Annotated in this window: 8 protein-coding genes; 6 read left to right on the top strand and 2 right to left on the bottom strand. The window is 64.2% G+C overall.

What is annotated here, in order from left to right:
* Positions 1 to 70 precede the first annotated feature (70 nt).
* Complete coding sequence (gene pbpC / locus NKI61_RS27475) at positions 71 to 2,176, bottom strand: penicillin-binding protein 1C (protein ID WP_352841815.1); 2,106 nt, start codon at positions 2,174 to 2,176, stop codon at positions 71 to 73.
* Between the two features lie 83 nt (positions 2,177 to 2,259).
* Positions 2,260 to 7,746 carry an alpha-2-macroglobulin family protein gene (locus tag NKI61_RS27470; protein WP_352841813.1) on the bottom strand — a complete coding sequence of 1,829 codons (5,487 nt, stop codon included), beginning with the start codon at positions 7,744 to 7,746 and terminating at the stop codon, positions 2,260 to 2,262.
* 277 nt (positions 7,747 to 8,023) lie between these two features.
* Between NKI61_RS27470 and NKI61_RS27465 the strand changes: the two genes are divergently transcribed.
* From NKI61_RS27465 to NKI61_RS27440, 6 genes are all read left to right on the top strand, one after another.
* Positions 8,024 to 9,952, top strand: a complete 1,929-nt coding sequence (locus NKI61_RS27465; protein ID WP_352841810.1) for an autotransporter assembly complex protein TamA — start codon at positions 8,024 to 8,026, stop codon at positions 9,950 to 9,952.
* Between the two features lie 2 nt (positions 9,953 to 9,954).
* Positions 9,955 to 16,002, top strand: a complete 6,048-nt coding sequence (locus NKI61_RS27460) for a translocation/assembly module TamB domain-containing protein (protein WP_352841808.1) — start codon at positions 9,955 to 9,957, stop codon at positions 16,000 to 16,002.
* A 252-nt stretch (positions 16,003 to 16,254) separates the two neighbouring features.
* On the top strand, positions 16,255 to 17,907 hold the full coding sequence (locus NKI61_RS27455) for an ABC transporter substrate-binding protein (RefSeq protein ID WP_023668187.1): 1,653 nt from the start codon (positions 16,255 to 16,257) through the stop codon (positions 17,905 to 17,907).
* Positions 17,908 to 18,130: 223 nt separating this feature from the next.
* On the top strand, positions 18,131 to 19,165 hold the full coding sequence (locus NKI61_RS27450; RefSeq protein ID WP_023668188.1) for an ABC transporter permease: 1,035 nt from the start codon (positions 18,131 to 18,133) through the stop codon (positions 19,163 to 19,165).
* 13 nt (positions 19,166 to 19,178) lie between these two features.
* Entirely contained in the window at positions 19,179 to 20,336 is a 1,158-nt protein-coding gene (locus NKI61_RS27445; protein ID WP_352522042.1) for an ABC transporter permease, read from the top strand.
* 45 nt (positions 20,337 to 20,381) lie between these two features.
* Positions 20,382 to 22,242, top strand: a 1,861-nt coding sequence (locus NKI61_RS27440) for a dipeptide ABC transporter ATP-binding protein (protein WP_352841805.1), incomplete at its 3' end; no start/stop codon positions are given.

The raw sequence follows: 22,242 nt of genomic DNA, 5'->3' as shown, positions 1-22,242 counted from the left end.
GGCCAGAGGGGGGTGCCTCGCGCCGCGTCTCGGGCGAAGAAGCCCAATCCCCTGAATCGCTTGGCGCCATCTATTCAACGAACACCTTCACGCTTGCCGCGCGTCCCACGGCGTCGATGACGGTGAGCGTCGAATAGCCGGCGCCGTCGGGCAGCCAGGTCGCGGTGCGGCGGCGGTCGATGCCGACGAGCGGCTTGCCGTTGGCCAGCCAGCGGAACGGCGCGCGGCCGCCTTGCAGTTTCAGCACCAGCGGCGAGGCCTCGGCGGAATTGGTGGCGAGATCGACGCGGGCGCCGTTGGGCGGGAAAATGATCGTTGGCGCCGGTTCAGTCGGGCCTGCCTGCACCAGTCCGTCGGCGCCGGCGCCGAAGCGCGCCAATGTCACCGGCAGGTCTTCGCGCCTGGCCTTGACGACGCCGGCCGGCTGGCTGGGCAACGGGACGGCGGTGAGGCCTGAACGGACGAAGCCCTCGAACAGGATGGGGGCGGCCGAGACATAGCCGGACAGGCCGGGCACGGCGCCGGCATCGGCGCGGCCGACCCAGACGCCCAGCACGTAGCGGCCGTCGAAGCCGACCGACCAGGCGTCGCGGTAGCCGTAGGAAGTGCCGGTCTTGTAGGCGATGCCGCGCTGCAAGGCGCCCTCGGGCGGCTTCACGCCCGACAATATGTCGGTGATCTGCCAGTTCGCCTGGGCGTCGAGGATGGTGGCGGTGGTGCGCTCGGCATTGGCCGGCTCGGTGCCGTCATGGAGCGTGTTTGCCTTGCCGCCACTGGCGAGGCCGGTATAGAGCTGGACGAGATCGCGCAGCGTTACGCCGACGCCTCCGAGGCCGATGGCGAGGCCCGGCGCCTCGTTGACCGGTAGCACCGGGCTGACGCCGGCCTGGCGGAAGCGCGCCATCAGCCGTGCCGGGCCGACAGAGTCGAGCACGCGGATTGCCGGCACGTTGAGCGACAGCTGCAGCGCCTGGCGGATCGAGACATCCCCCTGATACCCCATGTCGAAATTCTTCGGCCGGTAGCCGCCGAAATCGACCGGTCTGTCCTCGATCAGCATTTCCTGCGCTACCAGTCCCTGCTCGAAGGCGAGGCCATAGATGAACGGCTTCAGGGTCGAACCGGGCGACCGCACGATCTTGGTCATGTCGATCCAGCCGGAACGGCTGGCGTCGAAGAAATCGGCAGAGCCGACTTCGCCGAGGATGTCGCCGGTGCGGGCATCGGCCATCACCATGGCGACGGAGAGGCGTGGACCGAGCTTGATCGCTGCATCGCGCGCCACCTGCTCCAGCCCTTGCTGGACGCTTTTGCGGATCGTCAGCTGCAATGGCTTGCCGGGTACGGCCTTGGGCAGCATGGCATAGGCGGCATGTGGCGCCAGTGCCGGCAGTTTGCGGCGCAAGCCCGAGACATCATCGAGCGCTGCGCGCGCGGCCTCGCGCTCGCCAAGCAGGTCAGCTGATACCATGCGGGTCAGCACGCGGTCGCGGGCTGCATGAGCGATGGTGAGATTGCGGTCGGGCCGGCGCTTTTCCGGCAATTGCGGCAGCGCAACCAGCAGGGCGGCTTCCGAGACCGTCAGCCGCTTCGGCTCCTTGCCGAAATAGGCGAGTGACGCGGCGCGCACGCCTTCGAGATTGCCGCCATAAGGCGCCAGCGTCAAATAGCGTTCGAGGATCTCCTGCTTAGACAGCCGCCGCTCGATCTGGATGGCACGCAGCATCTGCTTGATCTTCGAGCCGAGGCTGCGGTTTTCGCGTGGCTCGATCAGCCGGGCAAGCTGCATCGACAGGGTCGAGCCGCCGGAGACGATATGGCCGCTGGTGGCGAACTGGCCGGCGGCGCGCGCCAGCGCCAGCACATCGACGCCATCATGGTCCCAGAAGCGCTTGTCTTCATAGGTGACCAGCATGTCGACGAACTGCTTGTCGACCTGGTCGAGATGAGTGTCGAGCCGCCAGTAACCGTCCGCCGTGGCGAAGGCGCGCAACAGCTGGCCGTCGCGGTCCTGGACCTCGGTGGAGACGGTGAGCCTTCCGGGCAGCGGCGGCGGAAAAGCGCGGTCGAGTTCCCAGAGAGAAGCGGCAGCGATCGCCGCAAAGCCGACGAGGGAGGCGGCGGCGATGCCTGTTCGACGGAGAAATTTTCTGGAGAGCATGGTGGTGCCCTTCATCCGCCTGCCGGCTCCTTCTCTCCGCATAACGGGGAGAAGGAGATGGTCGCGGACATCGGCGTGTTCATCTTCGTCAAGGCGCCTTACGGCGCCTTGATCTCCATCATGCCGGTGGCGGTGCGGGCCGAATATTGCGGCCGGTACATGTCCTCCACCGTGGCTGCCGGATGGGCATAGGTGCCCGGCGTTACCGCACGCACGACGTAGGCCAGCATGATGTTGCGGTCGCCATCGCCGTCATTGGGATTGAATGCCGCGACGAAACGGTCGTCGCGGAATTCGAGATGGGCTGCATCCGTTTGCGCCAGCCAGGTGAAGTTCGACAATTGGGCGCTGGAGACAAGGCCCGGATTGTCGATCTCGAAGCCGGCCGGCAACAGGTCGGTGATCAGCAGGCGCGAAGGCCAGCGGTTCTGCTCGTAAACCTTGAGCACGACCACGTAGCGTTCGTTCTGCGTCGCCTCGGTGACGTTGGCTTCGGTGCCATCGAGCTTGTAGTAGGTGCGGTCGATGGTGAAGCCGTCGCCGCCGGCCGGCAAGGGCTCTACCGGCGAGGCGACCGTGGTGACGACCGCCTGCAGCGGCGTGGCGCCGGTGTTGGCGATGGTCAGCGGGCTGTCGGCAATGTCGGTGCCGCTGAGGTGGTTGGAATATCCACCTGCATGCGGCGCGCCGTTGACCGACAGCGTGATCGAGTCGTTGCCCGACTTCAGCGCGCGGGCCGCCAACAGCATCCAGGACTCGTCCTGCGTGCTGGTCCAGCGGGCATCGGCACGTTCCCTTGCCACCAGCCGGATCAGTTCCGGCACGATGGTAGGCGCCGGCTTCGATTCGGCGGCGAGCGCCAGGATCGCGGCGCCATCACGCAGCCGTGAGCCATAGTCGGACCGGTAGTAGTCGTACTCGGTGGTCGACTTGGCCAGCTGCAGCGCCGTCTGGAAGGTCGCCTCCGAACGTTGCGCGTCGCCGTAGAGCGCCAGGCTCGCCGCCAACTGGGCGACGGCCATCGGGCTCGAGAAGGCTTCGAGCTTGGTGTCGGCGTAGTAGCGCAGATCGCCGACCGAGGCCTTCTTGTTGCGGGCCAGAACATAGAGCGCGTAGGCGATTTCGCTGCCGCGATCCTGGACGTCCTGGTCGTAACCGACCGAGTTTTGCAGATTGCTCAGCGCCTGGCTCATCGCCAGGGCCGGCACGTCGTAGTTCTGCTCGCGCGCCCGGGTCAGGAAGTCGGTGACGTAAGAGTCAAGCCACAGGTCGCCGGAGCCCGGACCCCACAGGCCGAAGCTGCCGGCCGAAGCCTGGTAGCTCAGCACCTTGTAGATGGCGGCCTGCACGCGGCCGTGCAGTTCGGGATCGCTTTGCATGCCAACGCCGGACGCCAGATCGTTGACGTAGAGAAGCGGCATGGCGCGGCTGGTGGTCTGCTCGGCGCAACCATAGGGGTAGCGGTCGAGCGTCATCAGCAGTGACGGCACGTCGAAGGCCGCAGCCTGCGAAACGCCGACGCTGATCGAGGCGCCGTCGAGCAGGCTTGCCGCGAGCAGCTCCTTGTCGACGCGCAGCGAGCCGCCATTGCCCTTGAGGTCGACGACCAGACGGGTGGTGACCGGCAATTGCGCCGGACGCACCGGAACATACAGCGTCTGCTCGACGGCGGTGCCGTCGCCATGGGCGAGCTTGATGGTGATCGAGGCATTGCCCGCCGTCTGTGCAATCAGCGGCACGGTCAGCGTCTGGCGCTTGCCCTTGGCCAGCGTCAGCTTTTCGGGCAAGGGCTTGTCGCCGGTCGAGAGGTCGCCGGTCGTGGCGATCGACAGGGCATAGTCGCCCTCCGGACCGTCGGTGTCGGCGACATCGAGCCGCATGATCGCTGCATCTCCAGGCGCCAGGAAGCGGGGTAGGCCGGCGGTGATCACCACCGGATCGCGCACGATGACATCGGTCGCGGCATGGCCGACGGCCTCCTTGGTCCAGGCGACGGCCATGACGCGCACGGTGCCGTTGAACTGCGGGATGTCGAAGTCGATCCTGGCCTTGCCGTCGGCGTCGAGCTGGACCGGGCCGGAGAAGAAGGCGACCAGCTTTTCGGTCGGGGGACTGCCTTGCGGCTGCATCGAGGCGCCGTCGCCGCCGGTCCTGAGCTTGCCGCTGGTGCCGAGCGAGCCGTCGATGAGACGGCCATAGATGTCGCGGACTTCGAGCCCGAGCATGCGCTGGCCGAAATACCAGCCCTCCGGATCCGGCGCCTTGTAGTTGGTGAGGTTCAAAATGCCGACATCGACGGCAGCGACCGTGACATAGGCATTGCTGCCCGGCGCTACGCCAGCGACCGAAACCGGGATCGACAGCTGCTGGCGCGGCATCGTCTTGTCCGGCGGCGTCAGGGTGACGGCGAGCTTTTTCGAGCCTGGGTCGACCGTCAGCCATTTTACGCCGATGGCACGCGCCGGCATGCGGGTTTCCTGCGCATCGCCGGGCCGGAACAGGGTTGCGGTGATGTAGGCGCCGGCGCCCCAGTCGTCACCGACCGGGATCTCGACCGTGCTGCCGCCGGCCGGCACGGTTGCCGTGACGGTCTTGAGCAGCTTGTCGGCGCCGATGGTGACCAGCAGTTCGCCGGCAAAATGCGGCGACACTTTCAGCTTGGCCACGTCGCCGGCGGCATAGCTGTCCTTGTCGAGAGCGATCTCGAGCCCATCAGGCGTTTCGGTGGAGGTCGAGGAGACATACCAGCCGGCGTCGAACTCATAGCTGGTCGCCGGGCCCTCGGGATCGGCAGTCTCGATCTCGAGCCGGTACTGGCCCCAGTCGACCGGCATCGTCACGGTCGCCTCGGCATCGGCGCTGAGATCGACCTGGCCGTTGGCGATCGACTTGGTGAAGGTGACCGGTTCGTAGTTCCACGAGTTGTTGTTGCGATACCACTGGTAATTGCGTTCGACCTTGACCAGCGACCACTGCGCGCCCTTCAGCGTCTCGCGCTTGCCGTCGGGGTCGACCGCGATGAGGCTGAACTTGGCGGTGCCGCCCTGCGGCACCTCATTGTCGGCGAAATCCGGACGAATGCCGATCATGTGGCCTTGCGGGCGGATGCCGATGTTGAGCGAGCGTTCGATGGCGCGGCCGCCGGTTTCACGCATGCGAACCGTGACCTTGGCGTCGACCAGCTTGGTGGTCGCGGGCAACTGGTCGACCGTGACCGGGAAGGTCGCCTTGCCGTCGTCGCCGACCACCGGCAGACCGGTGAACGGGGTGACCGAAGGCTCGGCCGACTGCTCGTCGGCAAGGCCGAACGAATAGCCGGCGAAACGGTCCCAGTCGCGCGCCGTCGACAGCGTCAGCTCGCCTTCGAGCGCGAGGCCGGCGGCCGGCGCGCCATAGAGGAAGCGGCCGTCAATGTCGATGTTGGCGGTTTCGCCCTGGGCGATCTCCTGCTTGTCGGACTTCATGTCGAACTCGATGCGATCCGGCACGAAGTCTTCGACCAGGAACATCTGGCTGGAAACGGCCGCCTGCTTGGGATCGGTATAGATCGACACCGTCCAGGTGCCGCGCATGGCGTTGGCTTCCAGCGGCAGGTCGACGGCATAGCCGCCGGCCGAGACGCCATCGGCAACGATGCGGCGGTTCTCGACGCCGTCGGGACGGGTGAAGATGAAGGTCAGCGGCAGGTTTTCCACCGCTTTGGAGGCGCCGTCGCGGGCAAGGGCTGCGACATGCACATCCTCGCCGGCGCGGTAGATGCCGCGTTCGGTCCAGGCATAGACATCGAGCGCACCCGGTGCGGCACGTCCGGAGACACCACGATCGGAAAGATCGAAGCCGGCGCGGCCCATGTCGAGGAAGACGAAATCGTTGTCGCCCTGCTTGGCCATCAGAACGGCCGGCACCATGCCGCCGTCGCCGCGCGTCAGGCCGGGGTTGAAGACAGCGTGGCCTTCGGCGTCGGACGTGGCTGTGCCGAGGATTTCATTGTTCCTGGCCAGCAGCGTCAGTTCGGCGCCGGCGATCGGCTTGGCGGTTCCGAGCGAGCGGGCAAAGACATTGAGGCCATCCTGGCCGGTATAGGTCGACAGGCCGATGTCCGAGACGACGAACCACTGCGTGGCAAGCGAATTGTAATTGTCCTCGTCATTTTCATTTACCGCTTGCGCGGTCAGCACGTAGACGCCGGGCTTGCGCTGCGGCAAGGCTTCGTCGACCGGGAACGAAGTCGTGACGTCCTTGTTGAGGTCGTTGGCGATATCGAGCTGCCCCTGCCAGACCGGCTCACCCATCTGGTCGGAAATGCTGGAGATATCATAGCCGTCGAGCTGCTTTAGGAACTGATAGCCGGACAGAAGCTGCGCCAGCGAACGATCGCCGATGCGGTAGAGCTTCATCTGCGCGGCATTCATGTTGACGGTGACGACCGGGATGCCGCGGCGGGCGCCGGCGGGCAGCACGAAGCTGTCGCCGGTGAAGCGGGCGGACGGCGCGCGGTCCTGCACATAGATCGACAGCACGACCGGAGCGGCGGTGACCTCGCCAATGGCGGCCGGCAGGCCGGCGCGGAAGGTCACTTCGTAATGTTGGCCGTGCTCCAGGCCTTCGACGCAGATCTGCTTGTCCTTGGCCTCGACGCCCTTGGGCGGCTGGTTGTCGACGGTGACGAACTGGGCGTAGTCGACGCCGGTCTTGACCAGCTCCTCGGAAAACTGCGCGCAAATGCGCGGCGCGCTGGTGTCGGCGTCGATCGAGTGATCGATGACGCGGAAGCCCTTGCGGGCCTTGAGATCCTCATATTCGGCCTTGACCGCCGGCGAACTGACCAGCGCGAGGCTGGCTTCATAAGCCTGCAGGGCCGGACGGTAGAGATCGCGGCGGTCGAGGCCGTTGCCGAGCAGCGCCAGCACTTCGGCGCGGGTCTTGGTGGTGCGCAGCAACTTGTAGGCGTTGATGGCGGCGGAGGTGCCTTTGACCGGCAGATTGTAGGATTCGGAGGTGCCGCTGGCCGGCTGTATGGCAAGCGTTTCACGCGCCAGACCGAGCCAAAGCTGGCCGTCGTCAGGCAGGACCGAGACCGCGGCCTCGTATTTGTTCATGGCCTGGCCATGGTCGCCGGTCAGTGCAGCCTGTTCGGCGGCGGCGCGGAGTGATTCCAGCCCGTCGGTCGGCTTGTCATAGGCCGGATCGGTCAGCTTGTTGCGGTATTGCTGGGCCTGGTCGGCCATCCAGTTGGGGAAGAAGGCGAGTTCCGGCGGGGCGCCGATATCGGGGTCGCCATCGACATTGACGACCTTGCCCGCGACCGCGCCGCTGAAGGGTTTCAACTGGTTATAGTCGGATTTTAGGAAGCACCATTTGGCCTTGTTGTTGTAAGTAAAGGCGCGGCAGGCGGGGTCGCCGAGGCATGTCGTCTTGCACTGATCGAGGCTGACATTCTGGTCCGATCTGAGATCGAAGCCGAAATAGTCGGAATTATTTGAGGTCACCACCCGGCGGGCTTCGGCCGCTTGCGCTACAGACCCCCAGGCGAAAATGAGAAGAATCAAGATCGACAGACCACGAGCCGCCGCGCGCATCGCCATAACACCCTCCAGACACTGCTACGTCCGCGGCATGTTCAAGCTTCAGTCAAGCTTGTCAACACGAGGACGGGCAGGTTTCCGCCCGCCAACGGTTCCCAAACCGGCCAATGACCGGTATGCCGATAGTTCATCCACGGGAAAGGGATCACGCTTTCTTGCGAAAACGCAGAAGGTGTGAATTCCAAGCCCTGCCTATTTCAGACAATTGGATTGTGGCCCCTTTACGAGCGCTTCAAAACTTCATTCCAATTTTAGTTTTGTAACCTAGGTTGTCCTGATGCCGGCGTATGAAGCGCAGATGTCGAAGGTAAGTGCGCCACGGCGCACGCTTTCGCGCGCGCTGATTGTGGCGTTGGCGTGCTCGACCGTGCTCGTTTCCGAATCGGGGTCGGCGGCCGCCTTCGAGCTCTTCGGCATCAAATTGTGGGGCTCTTCGAATGACGAAGACGCCGATATCGTCGACCCACTGCGCTATGCGGTGACCATCGAAGCGCCCGATGCCGACAATGACCTGGTCAAGAAGCTCGAAAACGCCTCGTCGCTGAAATCCGACGAGGATCGCCCGGTTTCCGGCTCGCTCGGCCTTTTGGCAAAGGCGCGTAGCGACCGCGAACAGCTGGTCGCCGCGCTTTATGCCGACGCCCGCTATGAAGGCGTCGTCACCATCACTATCCAGGGCAAGGCGCTGGACGATTTGCCGCCTGATGCCGAATTTACGGGTCCGCAGCCGATCCCGGTGGTGATCAGCATCTCGAGCGGGCCCAAATTCACGCTCGGCAATATTCGGCTGGAGGGCGATGCCGCCGGGCTGGCGAGCGCCGATTTCGGCCTGATATCCGGCGGCGATGCCGGCTCGGGCGCCGTGCTCAAGGCCGAGGCGCTGATCGTGCGGGCGCTGAAGCAGGAGGGCCGGCCGCTGGCCCGGATCACCGACAGGCAGGTCGTGGCCGAGCACACCACCTCGACGCTAGACGTGACGCTGACGGTGGCCGCCGGGCCGGTTGCCGGTTATGGCGACACCACCGTCGACGGCACCGAGAAGGTCGATCGCGAGTTCACCGAATATATGACCGGGCTGAAACGCGGCCGGCGATATTCGCCTGACGAGATCGACGATGCCCGCGACCGGCTGCTGAGGCTCGAAGTGTTCAACAGCGTGACGCTGAAGGAAGCCGACAGTCTCGACGCCGACGGCAACATTCCGATCGGCGTTCAGGTCAGCGAGCGCAAACCACGCTATTTCGGCGTCGGCGGCACTTTCTCCAACACCGAAGGGCTAGGCCTGGAAGGCTATTGGGGCCACCGAAATCTGTTCGGCCGGGCCGAAAAGCTGCGCATCGAGGGCAAGATCAGCGGCATCGGCAGCAACGATCTCAGCGAGCTCAACTACAATGCCGGCATCATGTTCGAGAAGCCGGGCGTGGTCGGGCCGGCTTCGAAATTCATCGCCAGCGTCAAGACCGTGCTCGAACATCCCGATGCCTACGACCATTTCTCGGTCAAGGGCAGCACCGGCCTGTCCTATGAGATCGACAAGAAGCAGACGGTTTCGGCTGAAATCGCGCTCGACTATTCCAGGATCACCGACGCCTTCGGCAAGCACAAATACCTGATCGCCAGCATTCCGCTGCAATATGTCTATGACAACAGGGACAACCGGCTCAATCCGACCAGCGGCTTCAGGGTTCTGGCCTATGCGGAACCGAGCTACGACATTCTGAGCGGCGCCGCCTTCCTCAAGCTCAGGGGCGAGGGCTCGGCCTATCAATCGCTCGACACGGCCTCGAAATTCGTGCTTGCCGAACGCGTCGCGCTGGGTTCGATCGTCGGCACCGGCCTTCAGAACGTTCCAGCCGACAGGCGCTTCTATTCCGGCGGTGGCGGCTCGGTGCGGGGCTATGCCTATCAGGGCATCGGACCGAAGGACATCGGCAATCAGCCGATCGGCGGGCTTTCCTTCTTCGAAACATCGGTCGAAATGCGCATTGCGCTGACCGACACGATCGGCATCGTGCCGTTCGTCGACGCCGGCACTGTCTCGACCACAGCGACGCCGGACTTTTCCGACGTGAAGGTCGGCGCGGGCGTTGGCCTGCGCTACATCACGCCGTTCGGGCCGCTGCGCATCGACGCCGCCGTGCCGCTCAACCGCGACCGTGGCGACCCGCGTTTCGGCATCTATGCCGGCATCGGACAGGCGTTCTGACGATGAAGATTTTGAAACGCATCCTTCGCCTGTTTTTCTACACGCTGCTGATCGTGGCGGCGGCGGGCATCGGCGCGCTGGTCGTGCTGACCAAGACCGAGCGCGGCCGCGAAAATCTCGCCGGCATCATCTCTGACATGGCCTCGTCAGGGGACAGCAAAGTCACGGTCAGCGGCATTAACGGTATCTGGTCCGGCGCGCTGACGGTCGACCATGTCGTGCTGGAAGACCGCGAGGGCGCCTGGCTGGTGGCCCGCAAGGTGGCCGTCGACTGGTCGCCGCTGGCGCTGTTGTCGAAGAATTTCAGCGCCGACCGCATAGCGGCCGAACGGATAGAACTGGCACGGCTGCCTGTGGCGAGCACCGAGCCGAGCAAGAGCGGGTCGACCGGCCTGCCGGTTTCGCTTGATATCAGAGCGATCGATTTGCCGGAGATCGCGCTCGGCCAGCAACTTGCCGGCAGCGGCATTGCCGAACTTGCGGCCAAGGGATCGGCCAAGGTCGATGCGTCGCCGCTGGCGATCCAGACGGTGCTCAACGTTACCCGCCATGACGGCAAGCAAGGCAATGTCGACGCCAACATCCACTTCGCGCCGGATGAAAACAAGCTTGACCTCGATCTCAAGGCTTCCGAGCCGGCCGGCGGCATCATCGCCAACCTGCTCAAGCTACCCGGCGCGCCGCCGGTCAACATCGTCGTCTCGGGCACCGGGCCGCTGGCCAACTGGAGCGGCGTCGGCACCTTCATGGTCGATGGGCAGATCGTTACCCAGCTCACCGGCCGGCACCAGCTGACCGACAAAGGCAACCGGATCGAGGCCAAGGGCGACGGTTCGTTCGAAGGGTTCCTGCCGGAACGGTTCAAGTCGCTGTTTGCCGGCAAGACCAGTTTCGACCTCGCCGGCACCGCGACCGCAGCCGGCGGCGTCGACATCGAGCGCGCTGCGATCGAGAGCGACGCAGTTCATGGCACCGCTGCCGGCATGGTCGACCCCAAGGGCGCCAGTGACCTTTCGGTCGAACTGGTGGCCAAAGCCAAGCCGGTCACGGTCAATGTCGGTACCCCGGCGCAGCCGATCATGGTGGCCATCAACAATGTGACCGCGCGCGCCTTCGGTGACGGCAAGGCGCCGATGATTGACGCCGGCGCTTCGCTCGTCTCGGTGGTTGCGGGCGGTTCTCAGGTGAACAATCTCGATGCGCGGATCCATTCCGACGGTTTCGACATCGAGAACCGCAGCGGCCCGGTCAGCGTGTCGCTGGCGGCGGCCGGGCTGAAGACCGACGTCGCGACGCTGGCCCCGCTGGTCACCGGCAAGCTGACGGCCTCTCTTTCCGGCTCGATCAGCAAGGATGAGATCTCGCTCGATGAGGGTACGCTGCGCAGCGATGCGCTCAATGCCGGGCTGACGGCCAAGGTGGCGCTGGCCGACCTCGCCATGACGCTCAAGATGAATGCCGATGCGGTGTCGACGGCGCTGCCGCCGCAGATCAGTTCACTGCTTGGCGAACGGGTCAAATTCTCGGCGACCGCGACGCGCGATCCGCAGGGCTCTTTCGCCGCCAACTCGATCGAACTCACTTCCGGTTCGCTGAGCGCCAGCGGCACCGCCAGCGCGCAAGGCAGCGATATCCAGGCCGACATCAAGGGCAAGCTCGGCGACGTCTCGGTGCTGTCTTCGCTGGTCGGCGTGCCGATCGCCGGCGGGGTCGATTTCGCGCTGACGGCAAGCGGCGCGCGCAACGCACCGGATTTCTCGGTTTCGGCCGACAGTGCCAGCCTGACGGCCTCCGGCCGCACCGTCAAGGACATCAAGCTGACCGCATCGGGCAAGGCCGACATTGTGAGCCCGGCCGCAGATGTCTCGCTGACCGGCGCGGTCGACGAACAGCCGCTCGCCATCAAGGCGGCGCTGGTGACGAGCGATGGCAAGCGCTCCATCAAGGGGCTCAGCGTAGCGCTGGGCGACAACAAGGTGTCGGGCGACCTCACGCTCGATGAAAAATTCCTGCCGCTGGGGACGCTGACGATCTCCGCCCCCGATATCGCGCCGCTGGCGTCGCTGGCCGGGCAGACGGCGGCCGGCGATATCGGCGGCACCGTGGTGTTCGCCAAAGACGGCGAGGCTCCCACTGTCACCATCAATGCAGCCAGCGTGTCGATCGCGCGCGGTGATGTGGCAGCCAAGGCAGTCACCGTCAGCGCACTGATCGCCAACTATCTCAACAGCCCTGCGATCTCCGGCACGATCAAGGCCGAGAGCGTGACCTCGGGAACGACCGTCGTCAGTGGCATCGGCGTCGACCTCAAGCGTGACGGCGACTGGACGAATTTCACCGGCGGCGCAACCATATCAGGCATTCCGGCGACAGCTGCCGGGCGGGCGAAGATTGCCGGGGGCGCGACCAGCGTCGAGATCGCGTCCGGCGAGGCGACGGTGCGCGGCATCAAGGTGGCGATCGCCGAGCCGTCGAGCCTGACCATTGCCGATGGCATAACCAACATTCAAAGGCTGGTAGTCGATCTCGGCGGCGGCTCGGTGACGCTGTCGGGCACGGTGGGCCAGACGCTCGATCTGGCGGCGACCTTCTCGGCGCTGCCGGCTGCGCTTGCCAATGGCTTTTCGCCCGGCCTCGATGCCGCGGGCACGCTCGACGGCACGGCGCAAATCACCGGGCCGTCAGCAAATCCCGACATTCGCTTTAATGCAAAACTGGCCGGCGCCGAGACCAGCCAGACCCGTCAGGCCGGGCTCGGACCGCTCGATGTCGATGCGGCCGGCAGCTATTCGACGGCCGGCGGCGTCGTGCTGGATCAGGCGACGCTGTCGGGCCAAAAAATCTCCGGCAAGGCCGCCGGCACCGTCAACCCGAACGGCGCCAGCGATTTCGCGCTCGATCTGACATCGTCCGGTCCGAGCCTGCCGTTGACGCTGGGCAGCGCGGAAAGCCCGATCAAGCTCGAATTGCAGGCGCTGTCGGTGAAGGCGGCCGGGCAGGCTGCGCAAGCCAAGCTCGACATCTCGGCGGTACTGCCTTCGGTGGCGACGGATGACGCCAAGGTCGAGGGCATTGCGCTTGCGCTGCATTCCGATGCATTTGATCTGAGAAGCCGCACCGGTCCGATCTCGGGCACGGTGACGGCGGACAAGATCGGTCTGGACAATCCGACCATCGCACCGCTGATCGCCGGCAAAGTCACCGCCAAGGTCGCGGGCAGCCTGGCGGCCGATGCGATCACCATCGACAGCGGCTCGGTGCAGGGCGATGCGCTGGGCAGCGCCTTCAATGGCCGTGTCGGCTTTGCCGATGGAGCAATCGACCTCAACCTCAACGCCGACGTGCTGTCGGCGGCGTTGCCGGCGGCGGCGCGCAGCGTGCTGGCAGAGCGCACGCAGCTCAGCGCCACGCTGAAGCGGGATGCCAATGGCAATGTCAGCGCCAATCCGGTCACGCTGGCGTCGGGCGCACTGACCGCGGACGGTCAGGCCAGCCTCGCCGACAACAAGCTTAGCGCAAATATCAAGGGTGCACTGGCCGACATCTCGCTGTTGTCGAAAGATGCCAAAGGCGCGATCAGCTTTGCACTCAACGCGCAGGGGCCCAGCCTGGCCCCGGATCTGTCGCTGACGGTCAGCAGCGACCGGCTTCTCGTGGCGGAACGCGAAATCACCGGGTTGAAGCTGACCGCCACCGGCAAGGCCGATGCCGCCAATCCGGCGGCCAATGTGCAACTGACCGGCAATGTTGCTGGGCAGGCGCTGCAAGGCAGCGCGGTGCTGGCGACGGCGGACGGCAAGAGCGCCATCAACGGCCTGCTGCTGTCGCTCGGCAAGAACAAGATTTCCGGCGACCTTGCGCTCGACGAGGCTTTCGTGCCGGTCGGCACCATCGCGCTCGACCTGCCGGATATCGGGCCCCTGGCGGCGCTGGCGCTGGAAAAGGCCGAAGGCGACGTGCGCGGCACCATCGCCTTCTCAAAGACCGCGGATGGCCCGAACGTCGCCGTCAAGGCTGCGACCGCTTCGATTACGCGCGGCGACCTGCAGGCGAAGACGGTGTCGATCGATGCGCTGGTCGCCAACTATCTCGCCGCGCCGGTCATCTCGGGCAAAATTCGCGCCGACAGCGTCATTTCCGGCGGCACCGCCATCAGCGGCATCGATGTCGATTTGAAGCGCGACGGCGACTGGACCGGGTTTTCCGGCGGCGCCACCGTCAAGGGCATTCCGGCGAAGGCTGCGGGCAGGATAAAGGTGGCTGGCGGCACCACCACCATCGAACTCGCTTCCGGCCAGGCCACGGTGCAGGGCATCAAGGCGGCCATCGCCCAGGCCTCGACCGTCAGCATCGCCAACGGCACAACGACGCTGGACAAGCTGGTGCTCAATCTCGGTGGCGGCACGGCGACGGTGACCGGCAAGGTCGGGCAGGCACTCGACATCAGTGCCGCGCTGTCGAAGGTGCCGGCTTCGCTGGCCAACAGTTTTTCGCCGGGCCTCCAGGCCGCCGGTTCGATTTCGGGAACAGTCAAGGTAACCGGCGCGCCGGGCAATCCGACTGTCGCTTTCGATATCGATGCTGGTGGGGTGCAGACCTCGCAGACGCGCAGCGCCGGTCTTGGCGGCATGAATATCTCTTCGTCGGGAACATTCGCCGGCAAGAAGCTCACCTTCAACGCCGACATCAGCGACGGCGCCGGGCTTGGCCTCAAGGGCGGCGGTACGGTGACGACGGCCGGCACACCAGCGCTGGTGCTCGACTTCAACGGCAAGGTGCCATTTTCCTTCCTGGCCGCCAAGCTTGCGGCGCAAGGGCTGTCGCTCAGCGGCACCGCCAACGTCAATATCCAGATGCGCGGCCCGGCGGCGTCGCCGGTGATCGGCGGCACGGTCAGCACGTCGGGCGCCCGCCTGGTCGACGCGCGTTCCGGCCTTGCCGTCAATGACATTGCCGCCGACATTTCGATCGGCAACGGCGTTGCCCGGATCAACCGGCTGACCGGCACGCTGTCGACACGCGGCAGCCTGTCGGCCTCCGGCACCCTCGGCATCAATCCGGCGCAAGGTTTCCCAGCCGATTTGTCGATCAAGCTGGTCGACGGCCGCTATACCGACGGCAGGGTGGTGACAGCCAATCTCGACGGCGACCTGACCATCAAGGGGCCGCTCACCTCGGCGCCGGTGATTTCGGGCACCGTCAACCTGGCCAAGACCGTCATCACCGTTCCCGATAAGCTGCCGGGCTCGCTGGCAGCGCTCGGTGTCAAGCACAAGAACGCGCCCGCCTCCGTGCGGGCGCAGGACAAGGCCTTGCGACCGGCGGCGGCCAGCGGTGGTGGCGGCAGTGGGCTTGTCCTCGACGTCACGGTCAATGCGCCGAACCAGATCTTCATCCAGGGCAGGGGCGTCGATGCCGAGTTCGGCGGTTCGCTAAGGCTGACCGGCCCGGCGGCTTCGCCGCAGGCGGTCGGCACCTTCACCTTGCAGCGTGGGCGGCTGTCGATTCTCGGCAAGCGGCTGACCTTTACCGAAGGCACGGTCGGCTTTTCGGGCTCGCTGGTGCCCTACCTCAACTTGACCGCGACATCGACCACGACCAGCGCCACCGTCACCATCGTCGTCTCGGGCGAAGCGACCAATCCGAAATTCGACTTCTCCTCGGTGCCGGCGCTGCCCGAGGACGAGGTGCTGGCGCAGCTGATTTTCGGCCGCTCTATGTCGAACCTGTCGCCGCTTCAGATCGCGCAGCTGGCCGAGGCCGCCGGCCAACTGGCCGGCGTCGGCGGCTCGACCTCGCTGCTCGAAAACCTGCGCAGTGCAATCGGCGTCGATGACCTGGATGTGACCACCGATGACCAGGGCGGCACCGCCGTGTCGGCGGGCAAGTACCTCAATGACCGCACCTATGTGACGATCCAGAAAGGCGACAGGCCAGGATCGGGCAAGGCGACGATCGACCTCAATGTCGGACGCGGCGTCAAGCTGCGCGGCGAGGCCAACGATGGCGGTGAGGCCAAGGGCGGCATATTCTACGAAAAGGAATATTGAGTTCCTGGCCCTTACCGCCACCGGAACTGGCGCTGTCTCAACCCGCCCAAATGTATCAATTACTCGCCTAAGCAGATTCCGGCGGAATCTGGGCGCGCTAGCACTTTTGCGCCAAGTCTGTCGTTATCACGCGAACCGCTCCCTTTTCAAAGTTGCACATTCCCTAACAGGTTCCGTAGCCATGCCGTCTTTGACATCACGGCAGGGATGCGGAATGTTAAAAGGCGGAAAGCCAACAATGGGAGTTAAGGTATGACAAATTACAAGAGTAATGGCGATCGCGTTCCCGATCACATCCTGGCCATGGCCGAAGAAGCCAAGGCAGGCAAAGTCGATCGCCGCGAGTTCCTCGCCATGGCGAGCGTGTTCGGCGCGTCGACTGCGATGGCCTACGGCATGCTCGGCGTAGCCGTGCCGACCCAAGCCAGGGCCGAAGAGGTGCAGGGCAAGAAGGGCGGCATCCTTAAAGTCGCGCAGTGGGTCAAGGATCCCAAGGATCCGCGCAAGGCCGACTGGTCGGAAATCGCCAATGCCGAGCGTCAGGCGCTTGAGCCGCTGGTCAAGTACACCAGCGAATACACGTTCCGCCCGTACCTTCTGGAGAGCTGGGAGGTCAACGACGACGCCACCGAGTACACGTTGCATGTGCGCAAGGGTGTGACCTGGTCGAATGGCGATGCCTTCACCGCCGATGACGTCATCTTCAATCTCAAGCGCTGGGCCGACAAGAAGGCCGAGGGCAATTCCATGCCTGGCCGTCTCGGCACGCTGGTCAAGGACGACAAGCTCGACGAAAGCGCCGTGACCAAGGTTGACGACCACACCGTCAAGCTGAAGCTCGGCAAGGCTGACATCGCGCTCATTCCGAACATGTGCGACTATCCCGGCCTCATCGTGCACAAGAGCTTCGACGAGAAGGGCGGCGACTTCAAAGCCTGCCCGATCGGTACCGGCCCGTTCGAGCTCGTCTCCTACGATGTCGGCCAGAAGGTGGTCTACAAGCGCCGCGAGGACAACAAGTGGTGGGACGGCGAGGTGTTCCTCGACGGCATCGAATTCGTCGACTACGGCACCGATCCGGCAGCCATGGTCAGTGCCTTCGAGGCCGGCGAAGTCCATACCAATTTCGAGACCTCGGCCGACTATGTGTCAATCCTCGACGGACTGGACCTGGTCAAGTCCGAAATCGTCACCGCGTCGACCATCGTGTGCCGCACCAACATCAACAACAAGCCTTACGGCGACCAGAAGGTACGCAACGCGCTGCAACTCGCGGTCGACAACAATGTCGTCCTGCAGCTTGGCTACGGAAATGCCGGCACGGTTGCTGAAAACCACCATGTCTGCCAAATCCACCCGGAATATTACGAGCTGCCCAAAGTCGCTCGCGATCCGGCCAAGGCCAAGGCGCTGATGGCGGAAGCCGGCCAGGCCGACTTCGAGCATGAGCTGATCACGGTCGACGAAGACTGGCACAAGAATACCGGCGACGCCATCGCCGCGCAGATGCGCGACGCCGGCCTCAAGGTAAAGCGCACGGTGCTGCCGGGCTCGACGTTCTGGAACGACTGGACCAAGTACCCGCTGTCGATGACCAACTGGAACATGCGCCCGCTCGGCGTTCAGGTTCTGGCGATCGGCTACCGCACCGGCGAGGCGTGGAACGAGTCGGCCTATTCCAACCCCGAATGGGATGCCAAGCTCAATGCAGCATTGGCCGTTGCCGATGCGGCCAAGCGCAAGGAGATGATGAAGGACATCGAGCAGATCCTGCAGGATTCCGGCATCATGATCCAGCCATACTGGCGCAAGCTCTACAGCCACTCGGTCAAGGCGGTGCAGAATTACAAGATGCATCCGACCTTCGAGCGCGACTACGGCAAGGTCTGGCTCGACCAGGCGTGATCGGAACGTCAGGGAAGGGGCGCTTCGCTCCTTCCCGTCACGCCTCGCTTGGTCCAGAACCGGAAGCCGCCGCAGCAAAAAGTTGCGGACTCTCCTGAAAGACCGTTCAATAAAACTGGGTTGATTGCATCCGAGTGCCGATTTGACGGCCAACTCTGCCGGCAACGGCAAAGCTGGTTTTTCGAACTGGCTCCAACCCCAACCAGACCGGCAGGGGACCGCCATGCTTTCTTTCGTAATCCGGCGTCTCGGCACCATGGCATTGACGATGCTGTGCCTGACGATGATCGTCTTCTTCCTGATCAACCTCGAGCCGAATTTGAAGAAGCTGGCGATCAGCCAGACCGAAATGCACACATCGGCCGAACAGCTCGAAAGCTGGCTGGTCAACCATGGCTACCGGCAGAACTTCTTCGTGCGCTACGGGCAATGGCTGGGCGTCGTCCCAAAGCAACCGGTGACCGATCCGGCGACCGGCAAGCCGACGCAGCGTTTCTCCTTCTGCAACGATCCGCTGGAGCCGAAATTCTCCGGCATCCTGGAAGGTGATTTCGGCTGCTCGACGAAGTTCAAAACCTCCGTTGCGTCAAAGCTCTTCCCCGCACTCGCCGCCACCGGCATTCTGATGCTCTGTGTGCTGTTGGTGATGGTGCCAATTTCGCTGCTGATTGGCATCCTGGCCGGCATGCGCGAGGGCTCGCGAACGGACCGAACGCTGTCCGTCGCATCGATCGCGTCGACCGCGACGCCCGAATATGTGTCCGGCGTCATCTTCACCGTCATCTTCGCCTCCTGGCTCGGCTGGCTCAACGGTTCGGCCGCCTCGGCAAGCCAGGGCATCACCTTCTACAATTTCACCCTGCCGGTGATGACGCTGGCGATCTACGGCATCGGCTACATCGCCCGCATGACACGCGCCTCGATGGTCGAGGTGATGACGCAGCAATATATCCGCACCGCCCGGCTGAAAGGGCTTTCCTTCGGCAGCGTCGTCGTCAAGCACGCGCTGCGCAATGCGCTGATTGCGCCGTTCACCGTCATCATGCTGCAATTTCCCTGGCTGCTTACCGGCGTCGTCATCGTCGAGGTGATGTTCCGCTACCAGGGCTTTGGCTACACGCTGGTCGAGGCCGCCGGCAACAACGACATCGATCTGCTGCTTGGCTGTTCACTGGTCTCGGTGTTCATCGTGCTGATCACGCAGCTCATCTCGGATGTCGGCTACGCGTTCCTCAATCCGCGTATCAGAGTTCAATAGGGGGCTGGGGCAGATGCAGGTCGAATATATCGGTGCCTTCAATGTCGTGCTCGGCGTGATTGGGCGTTTCTGGCCGGTCTGGTTAGGGCTTGCCCTGGTGATGGGGGCGAGCTTCACCTACAAGAAAAGGCTAGGCCTCTACGGCCAGCTGTTCGATAGCGGCGTCGGCATTGTCGGTGTCGGCATCTGCCTGTTCTGGCTGTTCACTGCAATCTTCGCGTCGACCGTCGCGCCCTTCGATCCGCTCGCCCAGGTCCCGATCATGAAGGATGCGCTGCCGGGCGCGCTCGAGCCGGTATCGAAACTCATCTACTATTTCGGCGGCGACAAGCTCGCCCGCGATGTCTTTTCGCGCATGGTCTATGGCAGCCAGATCGTGCTGATCATCGCACCGGCTGCGACCGGTTTCGCGCTGATGGTCGGCATTACGCTCGGTCTGCCCGCCGGCTACTATGGCGGCCGGATCGACACTGTGCTGTCCTTCCTGGCCAATCTGGTGCTGGCCTTCCCGGTGATCCTGCTGTTTTACCTGCTGGTGACGCCGGGCATCATGGATACGCCGATCCCCTACGCCATGGCCGGGCTGTTCTTCCTGTTCCCGATCATCTTCTTTTCGGTGCTGTTCTGGACCCGCTACAAGAACCGGCCGGACCGCCTCTATATATTGCTCGGGCTGACGCTGGTCATCGGCGGCTGGGTCTATGCCGGCCTGGTGTTCGACGCCGATCCGTTCAAGATCATCCACATCGATCCCAACCAGCTCAACATCTTCGTGGCGGTGGTGTTCGCCTCCAGCCCCGGCGTGTTCCGCATCGTGCGCGGCCTGGTGATGGACATCAAGACGCGCGACTATGTGGCGGCGGCGCAGACGCGCGGTGAATCGCCCTGGTACATCATGCTGTGGGAGATCCTGCCCAATGCGCGCGGGCCGCTGATCGTCGATGCCTGCCTGCGCATCGGCTACACCACGATCCTGCTCGGCACGCTCGGCTATTTCGGGCTGGGCCTGGCGCCGGAGAGCCCGGACTGGGGCACCGCAATCAAGGACGCCAGCCGCCTGCTGCGCTCCTTCATCCACCCGGCGCTGCCGCCGACCATCGCGCTGATGTCGTTCGTGCTGGGCTTGAACCTGCTTGCCGACTCGCTGCGCGAACAATCGATGAAAGACTGATCTGCGGGTCGGCCCGCGAGCATGAAAATAGGATTGGAGCGACCCATGAATGAGGCAGTTCGAAATCCCGGCAAGCCGACCCTTGGGCCAAGCGCTGCGCCGATCATCGAGATCGAGAACCTGTCGATCTCCTTCTTCACCCGCAAGGGCGAGATCCCCGCCGTCATGGACTTTTCCTGCACGGTGATGCCGGGCGAAGCCATGGGCATCGTCGGCGAGTCCGGCTGCGGCAAGTCGACCGTGTCGCTCGGCATCATGCGCGACCTCTCCAACATCGGAAAGATTGTCGGCGGCAAGATCAAGTTCCAGGGCAAGGACATGGGCGAGCTGTCCGACGAGGAGTTGCGCTCCATCCGCGGCAACAAGATCGCCATGATCTACCAGGAGCCGATGGCGAGCCTCAATCCGGCGATGAAGGTCGGCCAGCAATTGATGGAAGTGCCGCTGATCCACGACAAGGTGTCGAAGGAAGAGGCTTACAAAAGGGCGCTCGAAATGGTGCGCTCGGTGAGATTGCCCGATCCCGAACGGATGATGCGTTCCTATCCGCACCAGCTGTCCGGTGGCCAGCAGCAGCGCATCGTCATTGCCATGGCGCTGCTGTCGAAACCGGCGCTGCTTCTGCTCGACGAGCCGACGACGGCGCTCGACGTGACGGTGGAGGCCGGCATCGTCGAACTGGTCAAGGGGCTGGGCGAGAAGTTCGGCACGTCGATGATCTTCGTGTCGCACAATCTCGGCCTCATCCTCGAGACCTGCGACCGCATCACGGTGATGTATTCGGGCGAAGCGGTCGAGACCGGCAAGATCAAGGACGTGTTCGACCGGATGCGTCACCCCTATACGCAAGGGCTGTTCCGCTCGATTCCGCTGCCGGGCGCCGACAAGAATTCGCGGCCGCTGATCTCTATCCCCGGCCAGTTGCCGCTGCCGCATGAGCGGCCCAAGGGCTGCAATTTCGGGCCGCGCTGCCACCATTTCGTCGAGGGCGTCTGCAACGCCGCCGAAATCCCGATGATCGAGGTCGCCGGTCACGAAGGGCATTTCTCGCGCTGCGTGCGCTTCAACGAGATCGACTGGGAAGCGCTGCCTCCCGGCGCCAAGAAGGTCAATGAGAAGGTCGTGCCCGGCGCCCCGGTGCTCAAGATCGAGGATTTGAGAAAATACTACAAGGTCGGCGGCAGCGAAGTGTTCGGCTCCAGCGAAGGCCGCGTCGTCAAGGCCAATGAGACGATCTCGTTCATGGCGCGCGAATCCGAGACCGTCGCCATCGTCGGCGAGTCCGGCTGTGGAAAGTCGACACTGGCCAAGGTCCTGCTGGGGCTGGAGACGGCAAGTGCCGGCACAGTGACGCTGGGCAACAAGGAGATCCAGTCGACCGGCATCGAAAAGCGCAGCGTCGAAACGGTGTCGTCGATCCAGATGGTGTTCCAGAACCCGTTCGATACACTCAATCCCAGCCACTCCGTCGGTTCGCAGATCATCCGCACGCTGGAAAAATTCAAAGTCGGCAACAATGTCGCCGAGCGGCGCAAGCGCATGCTGGAATTGCTCGACCTGGTGAAGCTGCCGCGGGCCTTCGAGACACGCAAGCCGCGCCAGTTGTCGGGCGGCCAGAAGCAGCGCATCGGCGTGGCGCGTGCCTTTGCCGGCGATGCCAAGGTGGTGGTGGCCGACGAGCCGGTGTCGGCACTCGACGTCTCGGTGCAGGCGGCCGTGACCGAGCTGCTGATGGACATCCAGCGCAAGAACAAGACGACGATGCTGTTCATCAGCCACGATCTGTCCGTCGTGCGCTACATCGCCGACCGCGTCGTCGTCATGTATCTCGGCTACATCGTCGAGCAGGGCACGACCGACCAGATCTTCGCGCCACCCTATCACCCCTACACAGAGGCGCTGCTGT

Origin of the sequence: Mesorhizobium sp. M0514 (assembly GCF_040321145.1) — a bacterium.
Taxonomy (GTDB): Bacteria; Pseudomonadota; Alphaproteobacteria; order Rhizobiales; family Rhizobiaceae; genus Mesorhizobium.
Note: the sequence above shows the minus strand (reverse complement) of the source record. Positions and strands in the feature narration are given on the sequence as shown.